Raw genomic sequence first — 25,488 nt, 5'->3', positions numbered from 1 at the left:
GGGCCGGGGGTGGTCGCGGGGGGGGGGGGGGGGGGGGGGCACAGCGGGGGGGGGGGGCGGGCCTTTGTCCACAACCGCCGGAGGGGGTGGAGTTGGTGGGGGTGGGTGGGAGAGAAGGCTGGGTGGTCCGGCCTCACATGCCGGACGGGTTCGACATGCGGGGCCCGGCCCGTTGTCGCCCCCGAGGGGGCGCGAACCCTACGGCACCACCACGATCTTGCGTCCTACCCCCGCCTTGAACTGGTCCAGTGCCTCCGGATACCGCGCCAGAGGGATACGGTCGCTGATGAACACCTCCGGGTCCAGTACACCCGCCGCGAACAGTTCCGCCGCGCGTTCGAAGCTGTGCAGGACCGCCATCGAGCCGGTGATGGTGATCTCCTGGTTGTAGATGCGGTACGGGTCGATCGTGACCCGGGTCGCGTAGTCCGCGACGCCGAACTGGAGGAACGTGCCCGCCTTCGCCACCCGGTCCAGGCCGTCCTGGATCGCCGCCGCGTTGCCCGTCGCGTCGATCACCAGGTCCCAGCCCTGCGGGCGGTCCAGTTCGTCGGGGTTCGCGGCCGACGCCGAGACGCCGAGGCGGTGCGCTGTTTCGAGGCGCGTCGGGTTCACGTCGACCATGTCCACGCTCGCCGCTCCTGTCCGCTTCGCCAGCTCCAGCATCATCAGGCCCATCGTTCCGGAGCCGTAGATGAGGACGTGGGCGCCCAGGCGGGACTGCAGGACGTCGTACCCCCGTACCGCGCACGACAGTGGCTCCACCAGGGCCGCGTCCTGGGTGCGGATGTGGTCCGGCAGACGTACGCAGTTGGCGACCGGCGCCACCGCGTACTGTGCCGCGCCGCCCGCCGTGGTCACGCCGATCGCCGCCCAGCGTTCGCACATGTTGTTGTGGCCGACGCGGCAGTACCGGCACTCGTGGCAGTAGAGGGAGGGGTCCACGGCCACGCGGTCGCCGATCGACAGTTCCGTGACCGCCGTACCGACGCCGACCACCTCGCCCGCGAACTCGTGTCCCGGCACGATCGGCAGTGTCGGCGCGAACTCGCCCTGGAGGATGTGCAGATCGGTGCCGCACAGGCCGCAGGCCGCGACCTCGACGACGACGTCGCGGGGGCCCGGTGTCGGGTCCGGCACCTCCATGACGACGGCGCGGCCCACGGACTCGATGACGGCGGCCTTCATTTCACGGCTCCCAACGAAAGGCCCTGGACCAGCTTGTCCTGGGCGGCGAAACCTGCGGCGAGCACCGGCAGGGAGATGACGAGCGACGCGGCGCACACCTTCGCCAGGAACAGGCCCTGGCTGGTGATGAAGCTGGTGAGGAAGACGGGGGCGGTTTCGGCGACCACGCCGGTCAGGACCCTTGCGAACATCAGCTCGTTCCAGCTGAAGATGAAGCAGATCAAGGCTGTTGCCGCTATTCCGGGCAGGGCGATGGGGGCCACCACGCGCCCCAGGATCGTCGGCAGTTTCGCGCCGTCGATCTGCGCCGCCTCGATGATCGCGGTCGGCACCTCGGAGAGGAAGGACTGCATCATCCACACCGCGATCGGCAGGTTCATCGACGTGTAGAGGATGACCAGCGCCCAGATGTTGTCGAGCAGACCGGTGTTCTTCGCGAACAGGTAGATCGGCAGCAGGCCCGCCACCAGCGGCAGCATCTTGGTGGACAGGAAGAAGAACATGACGTCGGTCCACTTCTTCACCGGCCGGATGGACAGCGCGTACGCCGCCGGCAGTGCGAGGAGCAACGTCAGCAGGGTCGAAGTGAGTGAAGCCGTCATCGAGTTGATCAGGGCCGGCCAGGGGCTGGCGCCGCCGCCGACGCCGAAGAACTCGCGGTAGCTGTCCAGGGTGAGCGAGGCGGCGAGGGAGGGCGGGTTGGTCGCCGCGTCCGCCTCGGAGTGGAAGGAGGTCAGGACCATCCAGAGGATGGGCAGCACGAACAGGATGCCGGCCAGCCATGCGGTCATGCCCAGGGCGGCCCCCTGGAACCGGCCGCCGGGCCGTGGGCGCTTGGGGGCGGTGGTGGTGATCGTGGCCATCAGCGGGACACCTCCGCACGGAACAGGGACGACACGACGCGCAGGGCGAAGGTCGCGAGGATGAGTGAGCCGATGACGACGATGACGCCGGCCGCCGAGGCGAGGCCGTTCTCGTGCGCCTGGTAGAAGGTCTGGTAGACGGTGTACGGCAGGTTCGCGGTGCCGAGCCCGCCGGACGTGATGGTGTACACCGCGTCGAAGTTCTGCACGATGTAGATCGAGCCGAGCAGCACGCTCAGTTCGATGTAGCGGCGCATGTGCGGCAGCGTGATGTGGACGAACACCTGCCAGTCGTTCGCGCCGTCCATACGGGCGGCTTCGAGCAACTGCGAGTCACGGCTCTGCAGTCCGGCGAGCAGGATCAGCGTCATGAACGGCGTCCACTGCCAGATCAGCGAGGCCTCGACCGCCATCAGCGGCATCTCGGAGATCCAGTCCGGCTGGGTCGCCCCGTCGCCGCCGATCCAGTGCAGGACGCCGTTGAACAGGCCGTACTCGGGATTGAGCAGGACGTGCTTCCACAGCAGCGCGGCCGCGACCGGTACGAGGAGGAAGGGGGCTATGAGCATCGTGCGGACGATGGCCCTGCCCCGGAACTTGCGGTCGAGCAGCAGCGCCAGCGCCAGTCCGAGCACCAGGCTGACGAGCACGACCGTGACGGTCAGCAGGACGGTCGTCCACACCGACTCCCGCAGCTCGGGTGTGCTCAGCACATCCGAGTAGTTGGCGAAGCCGGTGAAGCTGCGGTCGTTCGGGTAGAGCGCGTTCCAGTCGAAGAACGAGATCACCAGGGTGGCGACGAAGGGCAGCTGCGTCACGAGGATCATGAAGATCAGCGCGGGCAGCAAGGGGGCCCGGGTGGCCCACTCGCGCATACGGTTCGGCGGCCGGGTCGCCGGCCGCGCGGCGGCGGCGACCCGGGTGGGGGGAGCGGCGACGGTCATGATCCCTCGTACTTCTTTCCGACGGCCTCGGCGAGCTCCTGCGACTTCTTCAGCGCGTCGTCCACGGACTGCCGGCCGGCGATGGCGGAGCTGATCTCCTGGGAGACCTTGGTGCCCAGGTCGGTGAACTCGGGGATGCCGACGAACTGGATGCCGGGCGCGGGCCGGGGCTGCACGCCCGGGTCGTCGGGCTTGGCGTCCGCGATGGCGTCCCGGGTGACGTCCGCGAAGGCGGCCGCGTCCTTGCGGTACTCAGGGATGTCGTACGTCGACGCCCGCTTGCCGCCGGGCACGTTGGCCCAGCCGAACGACTCGCCGACGAGCTTCTCGTACTTTTTGCTGGAGGCCCAGGAGATGAACTTCCAGGCGTTCTCGGCGTTGCCGGACGCCTTCTGGACGCCCCAGGCCCAGGTGTAGAGCCAGCCCGAGCTGTCGGTCTTCTCGACCGGTGCCGGGACGTAGCCGATCTTGCCCTTGACCGGGGAACCGCTCGCCTCCAGGGAGCCGGCGCCGGCTGTGGCGTCGTACCACATGGCCGTCTTGCCCTGGGTCATGTTGTTCAGGCACTCGGCGTAGCCGGACTGTGCGGCGCCGGACTCGCCGTGTTCACGGATCAGGTCGACGTAGAACTGGGTGGCCTCCTTGAACTCCTTGGAGTCCAGCTGCGCCTTCCAGTCCGCGTCGAACCAGGTGCCGCCGAAGGTGTTGACGACCGTGGTCAGCGGAGCCATCACCTCGCCCCAGCCGGGCAGGCCGCGCAGACAGATGCCCTTCATGCCGGACTCGGCGCCGTCCACCTTGGCGGCGATGTCGGCGACCTGCGTCCAGGTGGGCTTGGCGGGCATGGTCAGGCCGGCCTTGTCCAGGACGTCCTTGCGGTACATCAGGAAGGAGGACTCGCCGTAGAAGGGCTCGCCGTAGAGCTGGCCGTCCTCCGCGGTGAGGGCCTGCGTCATCGGGGTGAGGATGTCCTTCTGGTCGAAGGCGGTGTCGCTCTTGACATACGAGTCCAGGGAGTGGAGCCAGCCGTTCTTGGCGTAGATCGGTATTTCGTAGTTGGAGAGGGTCGCCACGTCGTACTGGCCGGCCTGGTTGGCGAAGTCCTGGCTGATCTTGTCGCGGACGTCGTTCTCCGGGAGGACAGTGAAGTTCACCTTGATCCCGGTGTCCTTGGTGAAGTTGTCGGCGGTGAGCTTCTGCAGCTCCACCATCTGCGGGTTGTTCACCATCAGGACGTTGATGGAGTCGCCGCCGGTGGATCCGGACCCGCCGGCGCCGGAGCAGGCGGCGAGTGAGGTGATCAGCGTCCCTACGGCTGTCACGGCGAGGAAGGCGCGTGGCGCACGTCGGCTCTGGGTTCGCATGGGTACTCCTGGATATTTAGGTGCAAAGGGGACGACTGGAGGGCTGGAGGTGCCTTACGGGTGGGTCGGTCGGGTTGTCGGCTCTTCGGGTGGGGTGGGTGTGCCGGGTGCGTGCGGCCGGACGTCAGACGCGGATGACCTGCGGGCCCAGCAGTGAGTAGCGGTGGGCCTCGGCCGACGGGAGCAGGGTGCTCGTCACGATCGCCTCCAGTGCGCCGATCTCCGCGAACCGGCAGAAGCTGACCGCTCCGAACTTGGTGTGCGTGCCCGCGAACACCGTCCGCCGCGATGCCCGGATCGCCTGCGCCTTGACCTCGCTGACCGCCGGGTCCGGCGTGGTCAGGCCGTGTTCGCGGGAGATGCCGTTGGCGCCGATGAACGCCAGGTCGATGACGAAGCCGGCGAGCATCTTCGTCGTCCAGTGGTCGACGGTCGCCAGCGTGCCGGTGCGGACCCGGCCGCCGAGCAGCAGCACCGAGACGCTGTCGGCCTCGGCGAGCGCGCCCGCGACCGGCAGGGACGCGGTGACCACGGTCAGCGGCCGGTCCCTGGGCAGTGCCTCGGCGATGAGCTGCGGGGTGAAGCCCTCGTCGACGAAGACCGTCTCGGCGTCCCCGAGCAGCTCGGCGGCGGCTGCCGCGATCCGGCGCTTCTCGGGAACATGGCTGGTGGCACGGAAGGCGAGCGTCGTCTCGAAGCCGGCGCTCTCCACGGGGTAGGCGCCGCCGTGGGTGCGGCGGAGCAGCCCGTGTTCCTCAAGGACGCGGAGATCCCGTCGTACCGTCTCCTTGGCCACGCCCAGTTCGGTGGCGAGCGCGGTGACGTCGACCGAGCCGGTGGCGCGGGCGGCCCGCACGATCTCGCGCTGGCGGTCCTCGGCGGTCTTCGCCGTCTTTGCCGTCGTCATCGTCGACACCTGCTTCCGTGCTGTGATGCGTGGCTCGATCACTCTCGCTGTGCTTCGAGCCGGTACTGCCCGTTCGGGCCCGGTGTGGCCCTTGGGGGAAGTTCTACAGCGGTGATGCGGCGCTGAACAGGCCTGTTGTCGACACGATACTGCCCGTTTTCACCCGTTTGGCGAGAGGCGTGCCCGCCTCGGACCTGCGCAGGTGTGGATCCGGGCGTGAGATCGGGCAACACGGGTGCCCGAATGACGGAGCGGGCGGGCCCGTTCGGTGCCCGCCCGCTCTCATGAACGTCTGTTTTCTGTCCTGTTTCCGCCGTGTCGGCCGGATTGGTGCGGCCGGATCAGTACGGCCAGATCGGCGGGTCGCTCACGAAGTGGCCGCCCAGGTGGGCGTGGCCCGCGTTCTCCGGGTCGAGGTCGCCCTGTTCGGCGATGAGCTTCTCGGCGTACGGCTCGGAGTCGTCCTGCGGTGCGTAGCCGAGCGCGCGGGCGCTGGTGAGGTCCCACCACAGGCGGGTGTTGGCGGAGGAGCCGTAGACGACGGTGTGGCCGACGTCCTTCGCGGTCAGCGCCGCGTGGAGGAGGCGGGCGCCGTCGGCGGGGCTCATCCACAGCGACAGCATGCGCACGCTGGTCGGCTCGGGGAAGCAGGAGCCGATGCGGACGGAGACGGTCTCCAGGCCGTGCTTGTCCCAGTAGAGCTGGGCCAGGTCCTCGCCGAAGGACTTGGAGAGGCCGTAGAAGGTGTCGGGGCGGTGCGGGGTGTCGACGGGGATGAGGGGGTCGGCGCCCTGGGGGCGGGGTGTGAAGCCCACCGCGTGGTTCGAGGAGGCGAAGACGATGCGCCCGACGCCCTCCTCGTGTGCGGCCTCGTACAGGTTGTACGTTCCCTCGATGTTCGCCCTGAGGATCTTCTCGAAAGAGGCTTCCAGGGAGATGCCCGCGAGGTGGATGATCGCGTCGACGCCCTGTACGGCCTCGCGCAGCGCCGCCTTGTCGGTGAGGTCCGCGGTGATCGCGTCCGGCTCGCCCTCGATGGGGAGCAGGTCGAACAGGCGCAGTTCGTAGCCGTAGGACGGGAGCAGGTCCCGCATCAGGGTGCCGAGTCCGCCGGCGGCGCCGGTGAGTAGAACGGTGCGGGGAGCGGGCATCCCGGGTCTCCTTGGGGCTCCTTGGCGGGCGGCGCGGCGACGGCCGTATGCGTGCACGATATTCACATGCGTGGACACGCTAGGGATCACGTGCCCAGCTCGTCAAGTACGCGCACCCGGGTTGTCCTGCGCGGTCCGGAGCTGCGGATTTCGTCGCGGTCGTGCTCCGCGGTGGCTGTTTGTGCGCTTGACCGGCCCCAAGGGGGCCATTTAGCGTGGGCGCTTCCAAGGATTGTTCAGAAATGTAGACGTTGATCAGAAGCGTGCACGTACGCATGCCCCAGGGAGAGCCCGTGACGCCAGCCCCCCTCGCCACCCGACTCACCGTTCCGAGCGGTCCGCTGTTCTTCCCCGTCACCGCGTACGGCCCCGACGGCTCGCTCGACCTCGACGTCTTCCGCGAGCATGTGCGCGGTGGCGTGGAGGCGGGCGCCGCGGCCGTCTTCGCGTGCTGCGGCACGGGGGAGTTCCACGCCCTGACGCCCGAGGAGTTCCAGGACTGCGTACGGGCGGCGGTGGAGGAGACCGCCGGGCGCGTGCCGGTGATCGCCGGCGCCGGATACGGCACCGCCCTCGCCGTGCGCTACGCGCGTCTCGCCGCCGAGGCCGGGGCCGACGGGCTGCTCGCCATGCCGCCGTATCTGGTGGTGGCCGGGCAGGAGGGCCTGCTGCGGCACTATCGGGAGGTGGCCGCGGCGACCGACCTGCCGGTCATCGTCTACCAGCGCGACAACGCGGTGTTCACCCCGGAGACCGTCGTCGGCCTGGCGCGCACCGAGGGGATCATCGGGCTCAAGGACGGGCTCGGTGACCTCGACCTGATGCAGCGGATCGTGAGCGCCGTACGCGGTGAGGTGCCCGGCGACTTCCTGTACTTCAACGGTCTGCCGACCGCCGAACTGACCGGTCTCGCCTATCGGGGCATCGGCATCACCCTGTACTCGTCGGCCGTCTTCTGCTTCGCCCCCGAGATCGCCCTCGCCTTCCACCGGGCGCTCAACACCGGCGACGACGCGACCGCGAACCGGCTCCTGGACGGCTTCTACCGGCCGTTCGTCGAGCTGCGGGCGCAAGGGCGCGGATATGCCGTCTCGCTCGTCAAGGCGGGCGTACGGCAGGGCGGGCTGGACGTCGGGGAGGTCCGGCCGCCGCTGCACGAGCCGAGCGAGGATCATGTGAAGCAGCTCGTGCGGCTCGTGGAGCGCGGTTACGCCCTGATCGAGGTGGGCGCGGGCACTGGTGCCGAGGTTGAACCCGAGTTCGAGGAGAGCGTGTGAAGGCGTCCGCATTCGTCTATCCCTGGGACGTCAACGGCGACCCGGACGCGGCCCGGCGGATCGCCGCGCTCGGCGTCGAACAGGTGACGCTCGCCTCCGCGTACCACTCCACGCGCGCGTTGACCCCCCGCCACCCGCGCCACCGCATCGTCACCGCCGAGCACGCGGCCGTGCTCTACCCCACGGACGAGCGCTGGGCGGGCCGTGAGCTGCGGCCGTACGCGGCCGGGGCGTGGGCCCCCGGGGACGCGTACGGCGAGGCCGCCGACGCTCTCGCCGACGCGGGCCTCGACGTGCACACCTGGGTCGTGCTCGCGCACAACTCCCGCCTGGGCGCCGAGCATCCGGACACCTCCGTGGTCAACGCCTACGGGGACCGCTACCCGTGGGCGCCGTGCATCGCGCAGCCCGCCACGCGCGCGTACCTCGTCGATCTCGCCGCAGAGGCCGCCGTACGGCCCGGCGCGCGCGGCACGGAACTGGAGTCCCTGGGCTGGTACGGGCTCACGCATCTGCACGCCCACGACAAGACCGGCGCCATCGGGCTCGGCGACGCCGGCCAGTATCTGATGGCGCTCTGCTTCTGCCCGTCCTGCCGGGCGGGGTACGGCGGACAGGGCCTGGACCCCGACGAGCTGGCCGTGGCCGTACGGGCCGCGCTGGAGCCGTTGTGGCGGGGCGAACCGGACGACGGCGGCTGGACGGCGGTCGAGAAGGCCCTCGGCGACGAGACGGCGGCCCGCACGCGCGCGTGGCGTGAGGAAACGGCCCGCACGCTTCAGGAGGCGGCCGTCGCGGCGGTCCGGGCGGCGGCTCCGGCCGGCTTCCAGGTGCTGCTGCACGCCGACCCGGTCTCGTACCACGTCGGCGCCAACCCGGGCGTGGACCCCGCGCACATCCTGTCCGTCGCGGACGGTGTGGTGGTGCCGTGCACGGGCGGCGCCGGACTGCTGACCCCGTTCGCGCAGCAGCGCCGCGCGGACGCGGTGCTGGCCGCCAACCTCGTCGTGGTCTCCGGGATGGGCGGCAGCCCGGCCAGCCTCGCGGCGGACGCGGAGCGCGCGGCCGGGCTCGGGGCCACCGAAGTGCGGCTCTACCACGCCGGGTTGGCGTCGGACGACGACCTGGTGGCGGTACGGGAGGCGCTGGCCCGGCGCTGAGGCAGCGGACGCGCACCATGCGCGCCGCGGACCGGTTTCGAGGCGTCATGCCTGGTCATCGCCGGGTTTGCGGGGCGCGCGATGAGTTTCGCGTGCGGCGCCGGTCTACCTCATGCAGTGCCGGTCTCGGTGAGGCCGGCCGGACCTGAGGAGAAGCCGATGACCGACCCCACGACCCTCGACCTCGGACCGCAGGCCCGGACCGTGGCCCGGCTCGCGGAGCGGGTGAGTGACGAGCAGCTCGCGGCCGGGACGCCGTGTCCGCAGTACACCGTGCGCAATCTGCTGGGGCATGTCGCGGGACTGGCCGTCGCCTTCCGCGACGCCGCGCGCAAGGACCTCGGCGCGACGACGGACACCAGCCCGGACTCCTCCGTGCCGGACCTCGCCCCCGGCTGGCGCTCGACCCTGCCCAAGGCCCTCGACGAACTCGCCGACGCCTGGCGTGACCCGGCCGCCTGGACCGGTGAGACCCGCGCCGGTGGTGTGCCCCTGCCGGGCGCGGTCGCCGCAGCCGTCGCGGTCGACGAACTCGTCGTCCACGGCTGGGACCTGGCCCGCTCCACCGGACAGGAGTACGAGCCCGATCCGGCCGCTCTGGAGGCGGCGTACGGCTTCCTCCTCGCCGCGGCCGAGGACCCGAGCAGCCGGGCCGAGATCTTCGGCCCGATCGTTCCCGTGCCGGACGACGCGCCGCTGCTGGACCGGGTGATCGGGCTCAGCGGGCGGGATCCGGGGTGGACGGCGCTGTGATCGCTAGGCCCTGTCGTCACATTCCCGTCGTCCGCCCGAAGGGCGGGCCTGGCGGCGTGAGGAGCGTGCTCTCGGCGTGGCGGGCGCAGGCCCTCGTACTGGTTGTACGTGGGTCTGTGCCCGGTGCGGCGGCGTGGGGGCCCCTCCCACGCCCTTAAGGCAGTGGGGGAGCGTGCATGGCGTCGCAGGGCAGGCGGGAATGTGGCGACAGGGCCTAGGGACGGCGGCCCCCGCCTGTACGGCCTGCCAATCCCCGTACAGGCGCCCGCACCGCCCCGTACGCTCCCCGCATGCCCCTGAGCCTCACCGTCCTCGGCACCGCCTCTCCGCATCCGGAGCCGGGACGCCCCTGCTCCGGCTATCTGCTGCGTGGCGGGGGCGCCGAGGTGTGGGTGGACGCCGGGCCCGGCACGTTCGCGGAGTTGCAGCGGCACACCGATCCCGCACGGCTCACCGCGATCTGGATCTCCCATCTGCACGCCGACCACAATGCTGATCTCCTCGCCGCCGTGTACGGGTTCGCCTACGGCGGGCTCACCCCGCCCGCCCCGATCCCCGTCTACGCGCCGCGTGAGTGCGCGCTGCGGATCGCCGGGTTCTTCGGGCAGCGCGATCTCGGCTTCCTGCGCGGAATCCTCGACTTCAGGCCGCTGTACGACGGCCACATGGTCCGGCACTGGAACCTGCGCCTCATGACGCGCGCGGTCTCCCACGGCATCGAGGCGTACGGGCTGCGCGCCGAGTCGCAGGGCAAGGTCTTCGCGTACTCCGGGGACACCGGCCCCTGCGAGGCGCTCGCCGAACTCGCCCGGGGCGCCGACCTGTTCCTGTGCGAGGCCGACATCGACCGGCATGGCGATGGCGATGGCGAACAGGTGCATCTGACGCCGGAGGACGCCGGCGCGTACGCGAAGGGCGCGGCCTCGCTGCTCATCACGCATGTGGGGCCCACGCTCACCGCGGAGTCGGCCACCGACCGTGCCGCAGCCGTCTTCGGCGGTCCCACCGACACCGCGTACGAAGGCACCACGAAGATCATCTGATCGCTCTGTCGACCGCTCGCCGCTGACCGCACCCGTCGGTGCGTCGTCTCAACTCCCTCACTTCCCTCACTTTTTTGCTCCTCTTTTTCACTTCCTTTGTCAGAAACGTTGACGAAACACGAAGGCCCCTCCTACCTTCAACCCCGTCGTACTTAGTACGTCATATATGAGACGCGATATGCGAGATCCGATACGCGAGATCTGATCCGAGGGATCCGGTCCGTCCACATCCGAGAGGCACGCATGACCTCAGTGCCCACGCCGATCCCGTCCCGCACGCAGTTCGTGCTGGAGGGGATCAAACACCGCATCCTCACCGGGCAGTTGACGCCCGGTCAGGCCCTGGTCGAGACCGAGCTCGCCGCACAGTTCGGGGTGTCCAAGACCCCGGTGCGCGAGGCGCTCAAGACGCTGGCCGGTACCGGGCTCGTCGTGATGAACCAGTACAAGGGCGTCACGGTGCGCATGGTGGACGCGGACATGGCGCGCGAGGTCTACGACGTACGGCTGCTGCTGGAGCCGGAGGCGCTGAAGCGTTCCGTGTGCCGCGGCGCCTCCCTCGATGCCGCACGTGACGCGCTGGCCCGGGCCGACCGGGCCACCGACACCGCCGAACGCTCCCTGGCCAACCGGGAGTTCCACCGCTCCCTGTACGTGCGGTGCGGCAATCCGCTGCTCGGCCGGATGCTCGACGAGGTGCGTGACCAGGCAGCCCTGGTCTCCGCCGTCGCCTGGGCCGCCGACCCCTCCTGGAACCGGGAGGCGGACGAGCACCGCGAGATCCTGCGGCTCGCCCTCGACGGTGACGCTGACGGCGCGGCGCGCGCGCTGCACGCCCATATCGAGTCGTTCGTGCAACGGGCCTTCCCCGCAGGGGAGTCCGAGGTCCAGGGAAAGGACGGTCAGTGATGAGCGGCGTGGCGTTCGAGACCCAACGGGCGGCCCTGGCCGACGTGGTGGCGATCCCGGTGACACCGTTCGCCGAGGACGGCACCGTCGACCAGAGCGCCCACCGGGCCCTGCTTCGCCGGCTGCTCGACGGCGGGATCACCACCCTCACGCCCAACGGCAACACGGGCGAGTTCTACGCCCTCACTCCCGAAGAGCGGCGCCTCGTCACGGAGTTGACCATCGACGAGGTCGGCGACCGGGCCGTGATCCTCGTCGGCGTAGGGCACGACGTACCGACCGCTGTCGCCGCCGCCCGGCACGCCCGGGACCACGGCGCCGCGATGGTGATGGTCCATCAGCCCATCCACCCGTACGTCTCGGAGGGCGGCTGGGTCGACTACCACCGGGCCATCGCCGAGGCCGCGCCGGAGCTGGGCGTCGTCCCGTACATCCGCAACGCCTCGCTGAGCGGCCTGCGGCTCGCCGAACTCGCCGACGTCTGCCCGAACGTGATCGGCGTGAAGTACGCCGTCCCGGACGCCGCCCGTTTCGCCTCCTTCGCCAGGGACGCGGGGCTGGAGCGCTTCGTGTGGGTGGCCGGGCTCGCCGAGCCCTACGCGCCCTCCTACTTCTCGGCCGGCGCCACCGGCTTCACGTCCGGGCTGGTGAACGTCGCCCCGGCCGTCTCGCTGAACATGATCGAAGCGCTTCGCTCGGGCGACTACCCGGCCGCCATGAAGGTCTGGGAGCAGATCCGCCGCTTCGAGGAACTGCGCGCGGCCAACGCCTCCGCGAACAACGTGACCGTCGTCAAGGAGGCCCTCGCCTCCCTGGGCCTGTGCCGACGCGACGTCCGCCCGCCGAGCCGTACCCTGCCCGAGGACGAACGCGCCGAGGTCGCCGCGATAGCCGCCCGGTGGTCCATATGACCGGCGACCGCGTGCGGAAGCAGCCGGAAGAGCTCAGAAGCCACCAGTGGTACGGGACGGACGGGCTGCGTTCCTTCAGCCACCGGGCCCGCACCCGCCAGCTCGGCTACCTCCCCGAGGAGCACCTGGGCAAGCCCGTCATCGCGATCCTCAACACCTGGTCGGACATCAACCCCTGTCATGTGCACCTCCGTGACCGGGCGCAGGCCGTGAAGCGGGGCGTGTGGCAGGCGGGCGGATTCCCCCTGGAATTCCCGGTGTCGACCCTCAGCGAGACCTTCCAGAAGCCGACCCCCATGCTCTACCGCAACCTCCTCGCCATGGAGACGGAGGAGCTGCTGCGCTCGTACCCGGTCGACGGGGCCGTCCTGATGGGCGGCTGCGACAAGTCGACGCCGGCGCTGCTCATGGGCGCCGCGTCCGTCGACCTGCCGACCGTGTTCGTGCCCGCCGGGCCCATGCTGCCGGGCCACTGGCGCAACGAGGTCCTCGGCTCCGGCACCGACATGTGGAAGTACTGGGACGACAAGCGCGCCGGGCTCATCGGCGACTGCGAGATGACGGAACTGGAGAGCGGGCTCGCGCGTTCTCCCGGGCACTGCATGACCATGGGTACGGCGTCCACGCTGACGGCCGCGGCCGAGGCGCTCGGGGTGACCGTGCCGGGGGCGTCCAGCATCCCCGCCGTCGACTCCGGGCACGACCGGATGGCTGCTGCATCCGGCCTGAGGATCGTCGAACTGGTCCACCAGGACCGGAAGTTGAGCGAGATCCTCACCGCCGACGCCTTCACCGACGCGGTCACCACCGTCCTCGGCCTCGGCGGCTCCACCAACGCCGTGATCCATCTGATCGCCATGGCCGGCCGGGCCGGCGTCCGGCTCACCCTGGACGACTTCGACCGCATCGCGCGGACCGTGCCGGTGCTGGCCAACGTACGGCCGGGCGGACAGACGTACCTCATGGAGGACTTCCACTTCGCCGGCGGGCTGCCCGGGTTCCTCTCCCGGATCACCGACCTGCTGCATCTGGACCGGCCGACGGTCTCGTTCGACAGCATGCGCGAGCAGCTCGAAGGCGCGCAGGTGCACAACGACGAGGTCATCCGCCCGCGCGAGAAGCCGGTCGCGAACGAGGGCGGGGTCGCCGTCCTGCGCGGCAACCTCTGTCCGGACGGCGCGGTCATCAAGCACATCTCCGCCGAGCCGCACCTGCTCCGGCACACCGGGAGCGCGGTCGTCTTCGACGACTACCGGACCATGCAACGCACCATCAACGACCCGGAGTTGGGCATCACCGCCGACACCGTGCTCGTGTTGCGCGGCTCCGGTCCCAAGGGCGGCCCCGGCATGCCCGAGTACGGGATGCTGCCCATCCCCGACCACCTGCTCAAGCAGGGCGTGCGGGACATGGTGCGGATCTCCGACGCCCGTATGAGCGGCACCAGTTACGGCACGTGCGTCCTGCACGTGGCACCCGAGTCGCACATCGGCGGGCCGCTCGCACTTGTCCGCACGGGGGACTCCATCACCCTGGACGTCGAGGCGCGGTCACTCCAACTCAACGTGGACGAGCAGGAGTTGGCGCGCAGACGGGCGGAGTGGACGCCGCCGGCCGAACGGTACGAGCGCGGCTACGGCGCGCTCTACAACGAGCAGATCACGCAGGCCGACACCGGCTGCGACTTCGAGTTCCTGGCCAGGCCGGGCAAGGTGCGCGACCCGTACGCGGGCTGAACCACCCTTCAACGCAGAGCAGATCACCACAGATCACCCCACTTGGTCGATATGTCGAATTACTTAGGTAAGCGCTTCACCTAGAACGGAGAACAGTCATGGCCCAAGCCGCAGCCGTGGCGAAACCGCCCGCGCCACCCCGGCGGCGGCGTGCCTCTGCGACGCCACGCAGGCTTCCCTATCTGTTGATCGCACCGGCAGCCCTGCTCATGGTGGGCTTCATCGCCTACCCGGTCATCAGCGTCTTCTACTACAGCCTGCAGCACTTCAACCCCACCAAGCCATGGCGCAACGGCTTCGCGGGTTTCGAGAACTTCACGCACGCCTTCACCGAAGACCCCATCTTCTGGGACACGCTGGTCTTCAGCGGGAAGTGGGTCGTCGTCGAGGTCGGCCTCCAGCTGATGTTCGGCCTGGCGCTCGCGCTCATCGTCAACCAGACCTTCGTGGGCCGCTCCATCGGCCGCGCGCTCGTCTTCTCCCCGTGGGCCGTGTCGGGCGTACTGACCTCGGCGATCTGGGTGCTGCTCTACAACTCCCAGACAGGCATCACCCGTTACCTCGCCGACATGGGCATCGGCACCTACGGCACGAGCTGGCTGTCGGACACCTCCACCGTGTTCTCGGCGGCGATCGTCGCCGACCTCTGGCGAGGAGTCCCCTTCTTCGCGATCCTCATCCTCGCCGACCTCCAGTCCGTCTCGAAGGACCTCTACGAGGCCGCCGAGGTCGACGGGGCCAGCCGGCTCAAGCAGTTCTGGCACATCACGCTGCCGCACCTCAAGGACGCCATCGTCCTGGCCACGCTGCTGCGCGCGGTCTGGGAGTTCAACAACGTCGACCTGCTCTACACCCTCACCGGCGGCGGGCCGGCCGGCGAGACGACGACACTCCCGCTCTACATCGCCAACACCAGCGTCGACGCACACAACTTCGGCTACGCATCGGCCCTCACCACGGTCGCGTTCGTGATCCTGCTCTTCTTCTCGATCGTCTACCTGCGGCTGAGCAAGTTCGGAGGGGAGAGCAAGTGATCACCAAGGAAGCCACCGCGATCGTGCCCACGCCCGTGGACGACATCCCCGAGCCGCCACGCCCGCACAAGAAGCAGCGCCGCGCCTGGGACGAGGCCCCGCGCTGGCAGATCTACCTCCCCCTCGGGATCTACCTCGTCTTCACCCTCATCCCCTTCTACTGGATTCTGCTGTTCGCGCTGCGTCCGGCCGGTTCGACCTCCCTGGTCCCCTGGCCGATGACCTTCGACCACTTCGAGAAGGTGTGGACCGAGCGGGCCTTCGGTACGTACTTCGAGAACAGCATCCTCGTCGGCGTCGCCACGCTGGTGATGACGACGCTCGTCGCCCTCGCCGGCGGCTACGCCCTCGCCCGCTTCGACTTCAAGGTCAAGCGCGCGTTCATGCTGGCCCTGCTCTGCTCCCAGTTCGTGCCGGGAGCCCTGCTGCTGGTGCCGCTGTTCCAGATCTTCGCCGAGCTCCAGATGATCAACTCGCTGGTCAGCGTCATCATCGCGGAGACGGTCTTCCAGCTCCCGCTGTCGATGATCCTCATCAGCGGATTCATCAAGAACGTGCCGTACACCCTGGAGGAGGCCGCCTGGGTCGACGGCTGCAACCGCTTCACCGCGTTCCGGGTCGTCGTACTCCCGCTGCTGCGGCCCGGGTTGATCGCCGTCGGCTCCTTCGCCTTCGTGCACTCCTGGAACCACTTCCTGTTCGCCCTGATGTTCCTCAGCGACCAGGGCAAGCAGACCATCCCGGTCGGTCTCAACACCCTGATGAGCGCGGACAGCGTCGACCTGGGCGCCCTCGCGGCGGGCGGCATCATCGCCGCCGTACCCGTGGTGATCGTGTTCGCCTTCATCCAGAAGTGGCTGATCACCGGCTTCAGCGCGGGGGCGGTGAAGGGATGAGGGGGGCGCTTCAAGTAGCCGCTGTGGGTGGCCTGTTGGGTGCCGTGCTCAGTACCCCGGCCGGTGCCGACGCCCGTGACATCAGCCGCGACACCCTGCCCGCGCACGACGGCTGGGCCGCCGCCGACGGTGGCACCACCGGCGGCGCGGCGGCGGACGACGCGCACGTGTTCACCGTACGCAGCCGTGGTGAACTCGTCCGCGCCCTCGACGGTGGCAGCGCCACCCCGAAAATCATCCGCATCGCGGGGACCGTCGACGCCAACACCGCCGATGATGGCGGGCGGTTGAGCTGCGGCGACTACGCGGCCGGGACCGGGTACGGCGTGCAGAAGTACCTGGCCGCCTACGACCCCCGCACCTGGGGTTCCGCCAAGCCGAGCGGCGTCCAGGAGGAGGCCCGGCAGGTCGCCGCGGCCCGGCAGGCGGAGCGGGTCGTGCTGTCCGTCGGGTCCAACACGACGATCGTCGGGCTGGGTTCGGGAGCCGTCCTCAAGGGGGCGAGCCTCCAGGTCAAGAACGCGGACAACGTGATCCTCCGCAACCTCGAACTCCGCGACGCCTACGACTGCTTCCCCGTCTGGCAGCCCAACTCCGGTGGCCTGGGCGACTGGAAGACGGCGTACGACACCATCTGGCTGAACGGCGCCACCCATGTCTGGGTCGACCACGTCACCGCCTCCGACAAGGGCCACGCGGACGCCGACGAGCCGACCTACTTCGCCCGCAACTACCTGCGCCACGACGGGCTGCTGGACATCACCAACGGCTCCGACCTGGTCACCGTCTCCTGGAGCCGGTTCGCCGACCACGACAAGGCGATGCTCATCGGCAGCGGCGACACGGCCACCGGAGACCGCGGAAAGCTCCGCGTCACCCTGCACCACAACGAGTTCCGCTCGGTCACGCAGCGCGCCCCGCGTGTCCGCTTCGGGCAGGTGCACGTCTACAACAACCGTTACCTGATCGACCACGGCGACGACTACCGCTACTCGCTCGGCGTCTCCACCGAGTCCGCCGTGTACGCGGAGAACAACGCCTTCACCACCCCGGGGCACGTCGAGGCCGCCGACCTGGTCAAGAGCTGGAACGGCACCGCCCTGCACCAGAGCGGCACCCTCTTCAACGGCTTCCCCGTCGATCTTCTGACCATCCACAACGCCTACAACTCGGGCAGCGAGCGTGACCTCACGGCCGACGTCGGCTGGACGCCTACCCTGCACACAAAGATCGACAGCGCCGACACGGCCGACCGAGAGGTGGCACGCGGCGCGGGCGCAGGGAGGCTCACATGACCACCACCACACGACACACCACTCCGGTACCGGTCGTCCTCGCGGGAGCGCGCGGCCACGGCCACTGGCATCTCGCGAACATCCGCCGGCTCCAGGACAAGGGCCTCGTACGGCTGGCAGGTGTCTGCGAGCTGACCCGGCTCACGGATGAGGAGCTGGAGGGGCTCGGCACGCCCGAGCAGTCCGCAGACTTCGGCGCGCTCCTCGACTCCACGGGCGCCGCCATCGCCGTGATCTGCACGCCGATCCCCACCCACACCGACCTCGCGCTGATCGCCGCCGCCAAGGGCGTGCACCTGCTCCTCGAGAAGCCGCCGGCGCCGTCGTACGCGGAGTTCCGCCGGATGGCCGACGGGGTCGCGGCGGCCGGGGTCGCCTGCCAGATCGGGTTCCAGTCGCTGGGCTCGCACGCCCTGCCCGCGATCCGGGAACTGATCGCCGAGGGTGCCATCGGAGAGGTGACCGGCGTCGGCGGGGCGGGCGCGTGGGCGCGCGACGAGGCGTACTACCGGCGCGCGCCCTGGGCCGGCAAGCGCAGGCTGAACGGGGTGGACGTCATCGACGGCGCCCTCACCAACCCGCTCGCGCACGCCGTCGCCACCGGCCTCGCCCTCGGCGGCACCACCCGCGCCGAGGACGTCACCGGCATCGAGACCGAGCTGCTGCGCGCCAACGACATCGAGTCCGACGACACCTCGTGCGTCCGCGTCAGCACCGCGAACGGCGTCCCGGTCACCGTCGCCGCCACCCTGTGCGCCGAACACCCGGACGACCCGTACGTCCTCGTGCACGGCACCAGCGGCCGGATCACCTTCTGGTACAAGCAGGACCGCGTCCTCCTCCAGCGCTCGGGACACGGCCCGGAGGAGTACGAGTACGACCGCACCGACCTGCTGGAGAACCTCGTCGACCACCTCACCGAGGGCGCCGAACTGCTGGTCGTGCCCGACGGGACGGGCGCCTTCATGCGGGTCGTCGAGGCGATCCGGCAGGCCCCCGACCCGGTCGCGCTGCCCAAGGACGCCTGGCAGTACGCCACCGGTGAGAGCCGCCGAGTGGTCCCGGGGATCGACGGCCTCGTCGCAGCCGCCGCCGACACCCTCTCCCTCTACTCCGAGCTGGGCGCCTCCTGGGCGCTCCCGAAAGAGGTGAGCACCTGATGACCCAGATGCCCAACGAGTCGCTGGTCCTGCGGGTCGCGGGCCGCCCGGTCGGCCGCTACACCGGCAGGCCGGAGCTGCCGCCCCGGCACTCGCCCCGCCCGTATCTGCACCCCGTCACCACCCTGGCCGGCACCGCTGTCACCGAGCTCAGCCCCGCCGACCACACTCACCACCTCGGCGTCGGTGTCGCCATTCCCGACGTCGAGGGGCACAACTTCTGGGGCGGGCGCACCTACGTACGCGACCAGGGCCCGACCGAGCTGGACAACCACGGCGCCCAGCGGCACACCGCCTACCAGCTGCGCGACCCCGACGGCTTCGTCGAGGAACTGCGCTGGATGGTCGGCGGCGCCGAGCTGCTGCGCGAGCGCCGTACGGTCGCCGCCGCCGAACTCACCGACACCGCCTGGGCGTTGGACTTCACCTTCTCGCTCACGAACACCGCCGCCGCCCCGCTCTCCATCGGCAGCCCGGCCACGAACGGCCGCCCCGGAGCCGCCTACGGAGGCTTCTTCTGGCGGGCGAAGAAGGAGTCCGGCGCTCCCGACGTCTTCACGGCCTCCGTCGAGGGCGAGTCGTCGGTCCACGGCCACCGCGCCGACTGGCTCGCCCTGGCCGGCGCCACCTGGACGCTCGTCTTCGCCGGCGCCACCGAACAGACGCGCCGCGACCCGTGGTTCGTCCGCGCGGAGGAGTACCCGGGGGTCGGCTCGTCCCTGGCGTTCGACGAGCGGCTGCCGATCCCCGCGGGCGAGACCGTCGTACGCCGGATCGTCACCGTCGTCGCCGACGGCCGCCTCGACCGCGGCGAGGCCGCGGCTCTCGTACGCAAGGCGGTGAGCCTGTGATCGCCAGTGCCGACCTGGGTGACGGGACCTACCGCAACCCGGTCCTGAACGCCGACTGGTCCGACCCGGACGTGGTCCGCGTCGGCGACGACTTCTACCTCACCGCGTCCAGCTTCGGCCGGGCCCCCGGTCTGCCCCTCCTGCACTCCCGCGACCTCGTCAACTGGACCCTCGTCGGCCACGCCCTCGAACGCCTGCAACCGGCGGCCGAGTTCACCGTTCCGCGCCACGACTGCGGTGTCTGGGCACCCTCGCTCCGGCATCACGACGACCGCTTCTGGATCTTCTGGGGCGACCCCGACCACGGCATCTTCCAGATCAACTCCCCGGCGATACGCGGCCCCTGGACCCGCCCGCACCTCGTCAAGGAGGGCAAGGGACTCATCGACGCGTGCCCGCTGTGGGACGAGGAGACCGGCGAGGCGTATCTCGTGCACGCCTGGGCCAAGTCCCGGTCGGGCGTGAAGAACCGGCTCACCGGACACCGGATGCACCCCGAGGGCACGCGACTTCTGGACGAGGGCAAGGTGATCGTCGACGGCGACCGCATCCCCGGCTGGTTCACCATCGAGGGCCCGAAGCTCTACCGGCACGACGGCTGGTTCTGGATCCTGGCCCCCGCCGGGGGAGTGGAGACCGGCTGGCAGGGTGCCTTACGTTCCCGCGACTTCTTCGGGCCGTACGAGGAGCGGATCGTCCTGGAGCAGGGGGACACCGACGTCAACGGCCCCCACCAGGGCGGCTGGGTGCGCACGTCGACCGGCGAGGACTGGTTCCTCCACTTCCAGCAGCGTGGCCCGTACGGCCGTGTCGTGCACCTTCAGCCGATGAGCTGGGGCGCCGACGGTGGCGACGGCTGGCCCGTAATGGGTGACGGGGGCACGCCCGTCGCCGTACACCGCAAGCCCGATTTGCCGGTGCAGTCGCCCGCCGCGCCGGCCACCGACGACGACTTCCCCGGCGGACGGTTCGGCCGGCAGTGGCAGTGGACGGCCAACCCGCAGGACGGCTGGGCCACCCAGCACTCGGGCGACGGGCTGCGGCTGAGCTGCGTACGCAGTGCCGACGCCCATGACCTGCGGAAACTCCCGAACATCCTCACCCAGCGGCTGCCCGGAACCGCGTGCGTGGTCGAGGTGGAACTGCGGCTCGACAGCGAGGAGCCGGGGGCGCGGGCCGGACTCGCCGTGCTGGGCGACTCCTTCGGCTGGATCGGTCTGGAGCGGGCGGACGACGGGACGGTCCGGCTCGTCCACCGGTTCGCGGAATCCGTGGCCGAGCGGGAACGGGACGCCGAGCACCCGCGGCCGGCTCCGGACGGGCGGGCCCGGCTGCGGATCGCCATCGGGGCGGGAGCGCGCTGCCGGTTCTCCTACGACGTCGGCGCCGGGGACGGCTGGGAGTCGTCCGGGCCGGTGTTCGCCGCCACGCCCTGGCGGTGGGTCGGCGCCCTGCTCGGCCTCTTCGCGCTCGCACCCGTCGGCGGGGGACACGCCGGCGCGGCCTCGTTCACGCAGTTCAGAGTGACTACCTCGTAACTCTCCTTATTCGTAAGCCTGTTGGGAGCCGCAATGACGCACTTCCCTAGCAAGCGCTTGCCGGGGGTCGACAGACCGATCGGCAGAACCCTGGCCGCCGTCGTGGGCCTGGCGGTCGCCCTGACCCTCGGGGCGGTCACCGAGGCGACGGCTGCCGCCCCCGCCGCTGGGGGCACGACGACGGGTCCCGCCCGCTGGACCGACCGGCCGCACGGGTTCGCCTCCCTCGCCGGTGGCACCTCCGGGGGCGCCGGCGGCAAGGTCGTCACCGTCACCGACCAGGCCTCGCTGGTGAAGTACGCGGCGGCCGAGGAGCCGTACGTCATCCGGGTCGCGGGCTCGATCGCCGTGGCGCCCTTCGGCGCGGACGTCGTCGTGGCCTCCGACAAGACGATCATCGGCGTCGGTGACACCGGCGAGATCGTCCACGGCGAGCTGCACCTCAACCCCGGTACCAGCAACGTGATCATCCGCAATCTGACGATCCGTGACTCGTACGTCGAGGGCGACTGGGACGGCAAGACGACCGACTTCGACGCGATCCAGATGGACACCGTCGACCACGTCTGGATCGACCACAACCGCTTCACGCACATGGGCGACGGACTGCTCGACATCCGCAAGGACAGTCAGTACATCACCGTCTCCAACAACCAGTTCGCCGACCACAACAAGGCGTTCGGCATCGGCTGGACGTCCAACGTGCTCACCCAGATCACCATCGACCACAACTGGTTCACGGGCACGAAGCAGCGCAACCCGTCCGCCGACAACTGCGCCTACGCACACCTCTACAACAACTACGTGTCGGCGCAGGTCGTCGACGGCGATCCCGTCTGGACGTACGGCAACTGGTCGCGCGGCAAGACCAAGATGGTCATCGAGAACAGCTACTACGACGGGGTCCAGCACCCCTACCAGGCCGACGCCACCGCCGAGTTGGTGCAGCGCGGGTCGATCCTGAAGAACGTCAGCGGGCGCCAGGACACGTGGGGCACCGCCTTCGAACCGCGTGACTTCTACCCCTACCGGCTCGACCCGGCCGCCGCGGTGCCGTCGCTGGTCAAGCGGTTCTCCGGGCCGCAGCAGCGGATCGGTGACACGGTGACGCTCCACGTCCCGGCCGACTATCCGACCGTCCAGGCGGCGGTGGACGCGGTGCCGGACGGGAACGCCGTCCCGGTGACCATCGCCGTCGCGCCGGGCACGTACCGCGCGAAGGTCTTCATCCCGGCGGCCAAGCCGAACATCCTGCTCCAGGGGACCGGCCGGGACCGCTCCGACACCGTGATCGTCTACGACACGCCTGCCGCGTACGGCGGTTCGACGGGGAGTGCGACGGTCCGGATCGCCGCGAACGACGTCACCGCCCGCAACCTCACCTTCAGCAACGACTTCGACGAGGCAGCCGTCGAGCTGAGCGGCGAGCAGGCGCTGGCCATGAAGACGACCGGCGACCGGATCGTCTTCGAGAACACCGCCTTCCTCGGCAACCAGGACACCCTGATGACCGACAGCCCCAAGCTGGACGTGATCAGCCGGGTCTATGTCCGCGACTCGTACATCGAGGGCGACGTCGACTTCATCTACGGGCGGGCGACGACCGTCATCGAGCGGTCCGTGATCCGGGCACTGAGCCGAGGATCTGCCACCAACAACGGCTACATCACGGCCGCTTCGACCTGGACGGGCAATCCGTACGGCTTCCTGATCACCCGCTCGAAGGTGGTGAGCGACGCACCCGCCGGCTCCTTCCACCTCGGCCGGCCCTGGCACCCGGGCGGCGAGCCGAACGCGGTGGCCCAAGTCCTGTTCCGGGACACCGAGTTGCCCGCCGCGATCAAGGCCTCGCCGTGGACCGACATGAGCGGCTTCTCGTGGAAGGACGCGCGCTTCACCGAGTACCGGACGTACGGGCCCGGTGCCCAGGTGACCGCCGACCGGCCGCAGTTGAGCCCCACCGACGCGGCCACGCACACCGTGGCCGACTACCTGAACGGTACGGACGGCTGGGCGCCGTACGCCCGCCGCTGATCCCTCAGTACCCCCTGACCCCCACAACTTCACAGTTTCGTTTGATCCAGAAGAGAGAGTGCCGACCAATGAAGATCAGCATCCGCAGAAGCAGGCGCGCGGCCATCGCCGTGGCCCTGGGATCCGTGCTCGCGCTGACCGCCACCGCCTGTGGCGACGACGGCAGCGGAGCGGGCGGGGACAAGGGCAACGAGGGCTCGGGCAAGGGCGAGATCACCTTCTGGGACAACAACGGCGGTGTGCGTACCGACGTCTGGAAGGTGATCATCGCCGACTTCCACGCGGCCAACCCGGACATCAAGGTCAAGTACGTCGGGATACCGTCCGAGAGCGTCCAGTCCAAGTACGACACCGCCATCCAGGGCGGCGGCCTGCCGGACGTCGGCGGGGTCGGCGCGGCCATGCTCGCCGGCATCGCCGCGCAGAACGCCCTGGAGCCGCTCGACGCCCGGCTCACGGGCAGTTCGCTGAACGGCAAGCTGACCCCGGGCATGATCGACAGCGTGCGCAGCGCGGGCGGCGGCGACGAGCTCTTCACCGTCCCGACCTCCGCGAACAACGGCACGCTCTGGTACCGCACCGACCTGTTCGAGGCGGCGAAGCTGGAGCCGCCGACGACCTGGTCGAAGTTCTACGCCGCCGCCGACAAGCTCACCGACGCGGACAACAACAAGTTCGGTTACACCATTCGCGGCGGTGAGGGTTCGATCGCCCAGGCCCTGGACGCGATGTACGGCCAGTCCGGCATCACGTCGTTCTGGAAAGACACGAAGACCACCGTCAACGACCCGAAGAACGTCGAGGCGCTGGAGAAGTACGCCGCGCTGTACAAGAAGGACACTCCGGCCGCCGACGTCAACAACGACTTCAAGAAGATGGTCGCCCAGTGGGACAGCGGCGACATCGGCATGCTGAGCCACAACCTCGGTTCCTACCAGGACCACTTGAAGGCGCTCGAAGGCAAGTTCCGGGGCATTCCGAACCCGACGCAGGACGACGGGACCCGGGTCCAGGTCTCCAACCCCGTTGACGGGCTGGGCATGTTCAAGTCCAGCAAGAACAAGACGGCCGCGTGGAAGTTCATCGAGTTCGCCGCCTCGCACGAGTCCAACAGCAAGTGGAACGAGGCGGCGGGCGCCATTCCGTCCAACACGGAGGCTGCGAAGGACCCGTGGATCCAGGCAGCCGAGGCGACGAAGCTCGCGGCCGAGTCGCTGAACAGCGGCACGATCAAGATCGTGCAGCTGCCGTACTACCTGCCTGACTGGAACACCATCTCGAAGGCGGACAACGAGCCGAACCTCCAGAAGGTGCTGCTCAAGAAGATGAGCGCGAAGGAGTTCCTGGACACGCTGGCCGACCAGCTGAATGCTGCGCAGGCTGAGTGGAACGAGCAGATGGGCTAGGGGTCGTTCTTGTTCGTCGCTGGCTGCGGGTTCGCCGTGGCTGGTCGCGCAGTTCCCCGCGCCCCTAAAAACAGGGCGCGGGGTCCCCTGCCCCCTTTGAGAAAGGCACAACGTCGTGTCTCTTAGCCGTAGACAGGTGACCGTGGCTGCTCTTGCCGCCGTACCTCTCGCTGTCGCCACCACGTCGGGAAGCGCCTCGGCGCATTCCGGCCGTCGTTCTCGCACGATCTATATCGCCGGTGATTCCACCGCCGCCCAGAAATACGCTGACGCCGCCCCGGAGACCGGGTGGGGAATGGCGCTTCCCTTCTTTCTCGGGAAGGGGCTGGCCGTTTCCAATCACGCCGTGAACGGGCGTAGTTCCAAGAGTTTCTTCGACGAGGGGCGTCTCGACGCCATTCTCGATGTCATCGGCCCCGGTGACTTCCTGATCATCCAGTTCGGGCACAACGACGAGAAGATCGCCGATCCCGTCCGCTACACGGAGCCCTGGACGACGTACCAGGAGCATCTGCGGCTGTACATCGACGGTGCGCGGGCCCGTGGTGCCCGGCCGGTGCTGGCCACCTCCGTCGAGCGCAGAAAGTTCGACGCGAGCGGCAACGCACAGCCGACCCACGGCGACTACCCGGCGGCGATGCGTGCGCTCGCCGAGAAGGAGCGCGTGGCGCTGCTCGACATCCAGGCCCTGTCGATCGCGCTCTGGCAGGAGTTGGGCGTCGAGGAGACGAAGAAGTACTTCAACTGGACAGCGACCGAGCAGGACAACACGCACTTCAATCCGCCGGGGGCCGTCGCCGTGGCCCGGCTCGTCGCCGCCGGCCTGGTGCGGAGCCGGGTGCTGGCGCACCGGGACGTGCGCCGCCTCGACGAGGAGATCCCGGACTCCTGGATCACCTGGCCGCAGGCCGCCGCCGTCTAGCCACTTCCGCCGGAAACCGGCCGGACCGGCCCCACCCCGCCGTACCAGCCACCCCGTTACCTTCTAGACGGCCCCGATTTTGGGGCTCCCGGCCTTCTGGCCCGGCATGACTTTTGCCCCCTGTCGACCATGACCCGGGGGGTGGT

The 25,488-nt window shown here is 69.7% G+C and carries 22 protein-coding genes; 16 read left to right on the top strand and 6 right to left on the bottom strand.

Translation table 11 applies throughout. The annotated features are described in order from the left end of the window. Window positions 1-198: 198 nt before the first annotated feature. The 6 genes from ACH4TV_RS00110 to ACH4TV_RS00085 all read right to left on the bottom strand — a co-directional run bounded on the left by ACH4TV_RS00110 (window position 199) and on the right by ACH4TV_RS00085 (window position 6,417). Window positions 199-1,188, bottom strand: coding sequence for a zinc-dependent alcohol dehydrogenase family protein (locus ACH4TV_RS00110; RefSeq protein WP_398392581.1), 990 nt, complete (start codon window positions 1,186-1,188; stop codon window positions 199-201). Further along, the gene (locus ACH4TV_RS00105; protein ID WP_398392579.1) at window positions 1,185-2,051 is read right to left on the bottom strand and encodes a carbohydrate ABC transporter permease; all 867 of its coding nucleotides are present in this window, start codon (window positions 2,049-2,051) and stop codon (window positions 1,185-1,187) included. Before ACH4TV_RS00105 ends, ACH4TV_RS00110 begins: the two co-directional genes overlap by 4 nt. Beyond that, complete coding sequence (locus ACH4TV_RS00100; protein ID WP_398392577.1) at window positions 2,051-2,995, bottom strand: carbohydrate ABC transporter permease; 945 nt, start codon at window positions 2,993-2,995, stop codon at window positions 2,051-2,053. The genes ACH4TV_RS00105 and ACH4TV_RS00100 overlap by 1 nt, the downstream gene beginning before the upstream one ends. Beyond that, window positions 2,992-4,359 carry an ABC transporter substrate-binding protein gene (locus ACH4TV_RS00095; protein WP_398392575.1) on the bottom strand — a complete coding sequence of 456 codons (1,368 nt, stop codon included), beginning with the start codon at window positions 4,357-4,359 and terminating at the stop codon, window positions 2,992-2,994. Before ACH4TV_RS00095 ends, ACH4TV_RS00100 begins: the two co-directional genes overlap by 4 nt. Window positions 4,360-4,483: 124 nt before the next feature. Then, complete coding sequence (locus ACH4TV_RS00090) at window positions 4,484-5,266, bottom strand: DeoR/GlpR family DNA-binding transcription regulator (RefSeq protein ID WP_398392573.1); 783 nt, start codon at window positions 5,264-5,266, stop codon at window positions 4,484-4,486. 341 nt (window positions 5,267-5,607) lie between these two features. Next, complete coding sequence (locus tag ACH4TV_RS00085) at window positions 5,608-6,417, bottom strand: NAD-dependent epimerase/dehydratase family protein (RefSeq protein ID WP_398392571.1); 810 nt, start codon at window positions 6,415-6,417, stop codon at window positions 5,608-5,610. A 293-nt stretch (window positions 6,418-6,710) separates the two neighbouring features. On the opposite strand from ACH4TV_RS00085, the gene ACH4TV_RS00080 reads away from it, so the two are divergent. The 16 genes from ACH4TV_RS00080 to ACH4TV_RS00005 all read left to right on the top strand — a co-directional run bounded on the left by ACH4TV_RS00080 (window position 6,711) and on the right by ACH4TV_RS00005 (window position 25,342). Continuing rightward, window positions 6,711-7,694: a 5-dehydro-4-deoxyglucarate dehydratase gene (locus ACH4TV_RS00080; RefSeq protein WP_398392569.1), complete on the top strand. Its 984-nt coding sequence runs from the start codon at window positions 6,711-6,713 to the stop codon at window positions 7,692-7,694. Next, window positions 7,691-8,854 (top strand): hypothetical protein, encoded by a 1,164-nt coding sequence (locus ACH4TV_RS00075; RefSeq protein ID WP_398392568.1) that lies wholly within the window; start codon window positions 7,691-7,693, stop codon window positions 8,852-8,854. The genes ACH4TV_RS00080 and ACH4TV_RS00075 overlap by 4 nt, the downstream gene beginning before the upstream one ends. 159 nt (window positions 8,855-9,013) lie before the next feature. Continuing rightward, complete coding sequence (locus ACH4TV_RS00070; protein ID WP_398392566.1) at window positions 9,014-9,607, top strand: TIGR03086 family metal-binding protein; 594 nt, start codon at window positions 9,014-9,016, stop codon at window positions 9,605-9,607. 290 nt (window positions 9,608-9,897) lie between these two features. After that, window positions 9,898-10,650 (top strand): MBL fold metallo-hydrolase, encoded by a 753-nt coding sequence (locus ACH4TV_RS00065; RefSeq protein WP_398392565.1) that lies wholly within the window; start codon window positions 9,898-9,900, stop codon window positions 10,648-10,650. A 243-nt stretch (window positions 10,651-10,893) separates the two neighbouring features. Beyond that, window positions 10,894-11,559, top strand: coding sequence for a GntR family transcriptional regulator (locus ACH4TV_RS00060; protein ID WP_398392563.1), 666 nt, complete (start codon window positions 10,894-10,896; stop codon window positions 11,557-11,559). Further along, window positions 11,559-12,470 (top strand): dihydrodipicolinate synthase family protein, encoded by a 912-nt coding sequence (locus ACH4TV_RS00055; RefSeq protein WP_398392561.1) that lies wholly within the window; start codon window positions 11,559-11,561, stop codon window positions 12,468-12,470. Before ACH4TV_RS00060 ends, ACH4TV_RS00055 begins: the two co-directional genes overlap by 1 nt. Beyond that, window positions 12,467-14,206, top strand: coding sequence for an L-arabinonate dehydratase (gene araD / locus ACH4TV_RS00050; RefSeq protein WP_398392559.1), 1,740 nt, complete (start codon window positions 12,467-12,469; stop codon window positions 14,204-14,206). The genes ACH4TV_RS00055 and araD overlap by 4 nt, the downstream gene beginning before the upstream one ends. Before the next feature lie 98 nt (window positions 14,207-14,304). Beyond that, on the top strand, window positions 14,305-15,240 hold the full coding sequence (locus ACH4TV_RS00045; RefSeq protein ID WP_398392557.1) for a carbohydrate ABC transporter permease: 936 nt from the start codon (window positions 14,305-14,307) through the stop codon (window positions 15,238-15,240). Next, window positions 15,237-16,136 carry a carbohydrate ABC transporter permease gene (locus tag ACH4TV_RS00040; protein WP_398392555.1) on the top strand — a complete coding sequence of 300 codons (900 nt, stop codon included), beginning with the start codon at window positions 15,237-15,239 and terminating at the stop codon, window positions 16,134-16,136. Before ACH4TV_RS00045 ends, ACH4TV_RS00040 begins: the two co-directional genes overlap by 4 nt. Next, the gene (locus tag ACH4TV_RS00035) at window positions 16,133-17,431 is read left to right on the top strand and encodes a polysaccharide lyase family 1 protein (protein WP_398392553.1); all 1,299 of its coding nucleotides are present in this window, start codon (window positions 16,133-16,135) and stop codon (window positions 17,429-17,431) included. Before ACH4TV_RS00040 ends, ACH4TV_RS00035 begins: the two co-directional genes overlap by 4 nt. Further along, on the top strand, window positions 17,428-18,591 hold the full coding sequence (locus tag ACH4TV_RS00030) for a Gfo/Idh/MocA family protein (RefSeq protein WP_398392552.1): 1,164 nt from the start codon (window positions 17,428-17,430) through the stop codon (window positions 18,589-18,591). Before ACH4TV_RS00035 ends, ACH4TV_RS00030 begins: the two co-directional genes overlap by 4 nt. Next, window positions 18,591-19,442 carry a PmoA family protein gene (locus ACH4TV_RS00025; protein WP_398392550.1) on the top strand — a complete coding sequence of 284 codons (852 nt, stop codon included), beginning with the start codon at window positions 18,591-18,593 and terminating at the stop codon, window positions 19,440-19,442. Before ACH4TV_RS00030 ends, ACH4TV_RS00025 begins: the two co-directional genes overlap by 1 nt. Further along, the gene (locus ACH4TV_RS00020; RefSeq protein ID WP_398392548.1) at window positions 19,439-20,980 is read left to right on the top strand and encodes a glycoside hydrolase 43 family protein; all 1,542 of its coding nucleotides are present in this window, start codon (window positions 19,439-19,441) and stop codon (window positions 20,978-20,980) included. The genes ACH4TV_RS00025 and ACH4TV_RS00020 overlap by 4 nt, the downstream gene beginning before the upstream one ends. Before the next feature lie 33 nt (window positions 20,981-21,013). Then, the gene (locus ACH4TV_RS00015; protein ID WP_398392546.1) at window positions 21,014-23,014 is read left to right on the top strand and encodes a pectinesterase family protein; all 2,001 of its coding nucleotides are present in this window, start codon (window positions 21,014-21,016) and stop codon (window positions 23,012-23,014) included. Between the two features lie 68 nt (window positions 23,015-23,082). Continuing rightward, complete coding sequence (locus tag ACH4TV_RS00010; RefSeq protein ID WP_398392544.1) at window positions 23,083-24,420, top strand: ABC transporter substrate-binding protein; 1,338 nt, start codon at window positions 23,083-23,085, stop codon at window positions 24,418-24,420. A 115-nt stretch (window positions 24,421-24,535) separates the two neighbouring features. Then, window positions 24,536-25,342, top strand: coding sequence for a rhamnogalacturonan acetylesterase (locus ACH4TV_RS00005; protein WP_398392542.1), 807 nt, complete (start codon window positions 24,536-24,538; stop codon window positions 25,340-25,342). Window positions 25,343-25,488: the final 146 nt, after the last annotated feature.

It is taken from the genome of Streptomyces sp. NPDC020898 (genome assembly GCF_044333925.1).
Classification (GTDB): Bacteria; Actinomycetota; Actinomycetes; order Streptomycetales; family Streptomycetaceae; genus Streptomyces.
The sequence above is the reverse complement of the archived record's forward strand: the minus strand, read 5'-3'. Positions and strand labels throughout refer to the sequence as shown.

Excerpts from the sequence above, each read along its gene's own strand:
- araD (WP_398392559.1), top strand. The coding sequence starts at position 12,467 with ATGACCGGCGACCGCGTGCGGAAGCAGCCGGAAGAGCTCAGAAGCCAC.
- ACH4TV_RS00070 (WP_398392566.1), top strand. The coding sequence starts at position 9,014 with ATGACCGACCCCACGACCCTCGACCTCGGACCGCAGGCCCGGACCGTG.
- ACH4TV_RS00015 (WP_398392546.1), top strand. The coding sequence starts at position 21,014 with ATGACGCACTTCCCTAGCAAGCGCTTGCCGGGGGTCGACAGACCGATC.
- ACH4TV_RS00085 (WP_398392571.1), bottom strand. The coding sequence starts at position 6,417 with ATGCCCGCTCCCCGCACCGTTCTACTCACCGGCGCCGCCGGCGGACTC.
- ACH4TV_RS00095 (WP_398392575.1), bottom strand. The coding sequence starts at position 4,359 with ATGCGAACCCAGAGCCGACGTGCGCCACGCGCCTTCCTCGCCGTGACA.
- ACH4TV_RS00010 (WP_398392544.1), top strand. The coding sequence starts at position 23,083 with ATGAAGATCAGCATCCGCAGAAGCAGGCGCGCGGCCATCGCCGTGGCC.
- ACH4TV_RS00035 (WP_398392553.1), top strand. The coding sequence starts at position 16,133 with ATGAGGGGGGCGCTTCAAGTAGCCGCTGTGGGTGGCCTGTTGGGTGCC.
- ACH4TV_RS00105 (WP_398392579.1), bottom strand. The coding sequence starts at position 2,051 with ATGGCCACGATCACCACCACCGCCCCCAAGCGCCCACGGCCCGGCGGC.
- ACH4TV_RS00110 (WP_398392581.1), bottom strand. The coding sequence starts at position 1,188 with ATGAAGGCCGCCGTCATCGAGTCCGTGGGCCGCGCCGTCGTCATGGAG.
- ACH4TV_RS00045 (WP_398392557.1), top strand. The coding sequence starts at position 14,305 with ATGGCCCAAGCCGCAGCCGTGGCGAAACCGCCCGCGCCACCCCGGCGG.
- ACH4TV_RS00090 (WP_398392573.1), bottom strand. The coding sequence starts at position 5,266 with ATGACGACGGCAAAGACGGCGAAGACCGCCGAGGACCGCCAGCGCGAG.
- ACH4TV_RS00055 (WP_398392561.1), top strand. The coding sequence starts at position 11,559 with ATGAGCGGCGTGGCGTTCGAGACCCAACGGGCGGCCCTGGCCGACGTG.
- ACH4TV_RS00025 (WP_398392550.1), top strand. The coding sequence starts at position 18,591 with ATGACCCAGATGCCCAACGAGTCGCTGGTCCTGCGGGTCGCGGGCCGC.
- ACH4TV_RS00100 (WP_398392577.1), bottom strand. The coding sequence starts at position 2,995 with ATGACCGTCGCCGCTCCCCCCACCCGGGTCGCCGCCGCCGCGCGGCCG.
- ACH4TV_RS00060 (WP_398392563.1), top strand. The coding sequence starts at position 10,894 with ATGACCTCAGTGCCCACGCCGATCCCGTCCCGCACGCAGTTCGTGCTG.
- ACH4TV_RS00065 (WP_398392565.1), top strand. The coding sequence starts at position 9,898 with ATGCCCCTGAGCCTCACCGTCCTCGGCACCGCCTCTCCGCATCCGGAG.
- ACH4TV_RS00030 (WP_398392552.1), top strand. The coding sequence starts at position 17,428 with ATGACCACCACCACACGACACACCACTCCGGTACCGGTCGTCCTCGCG.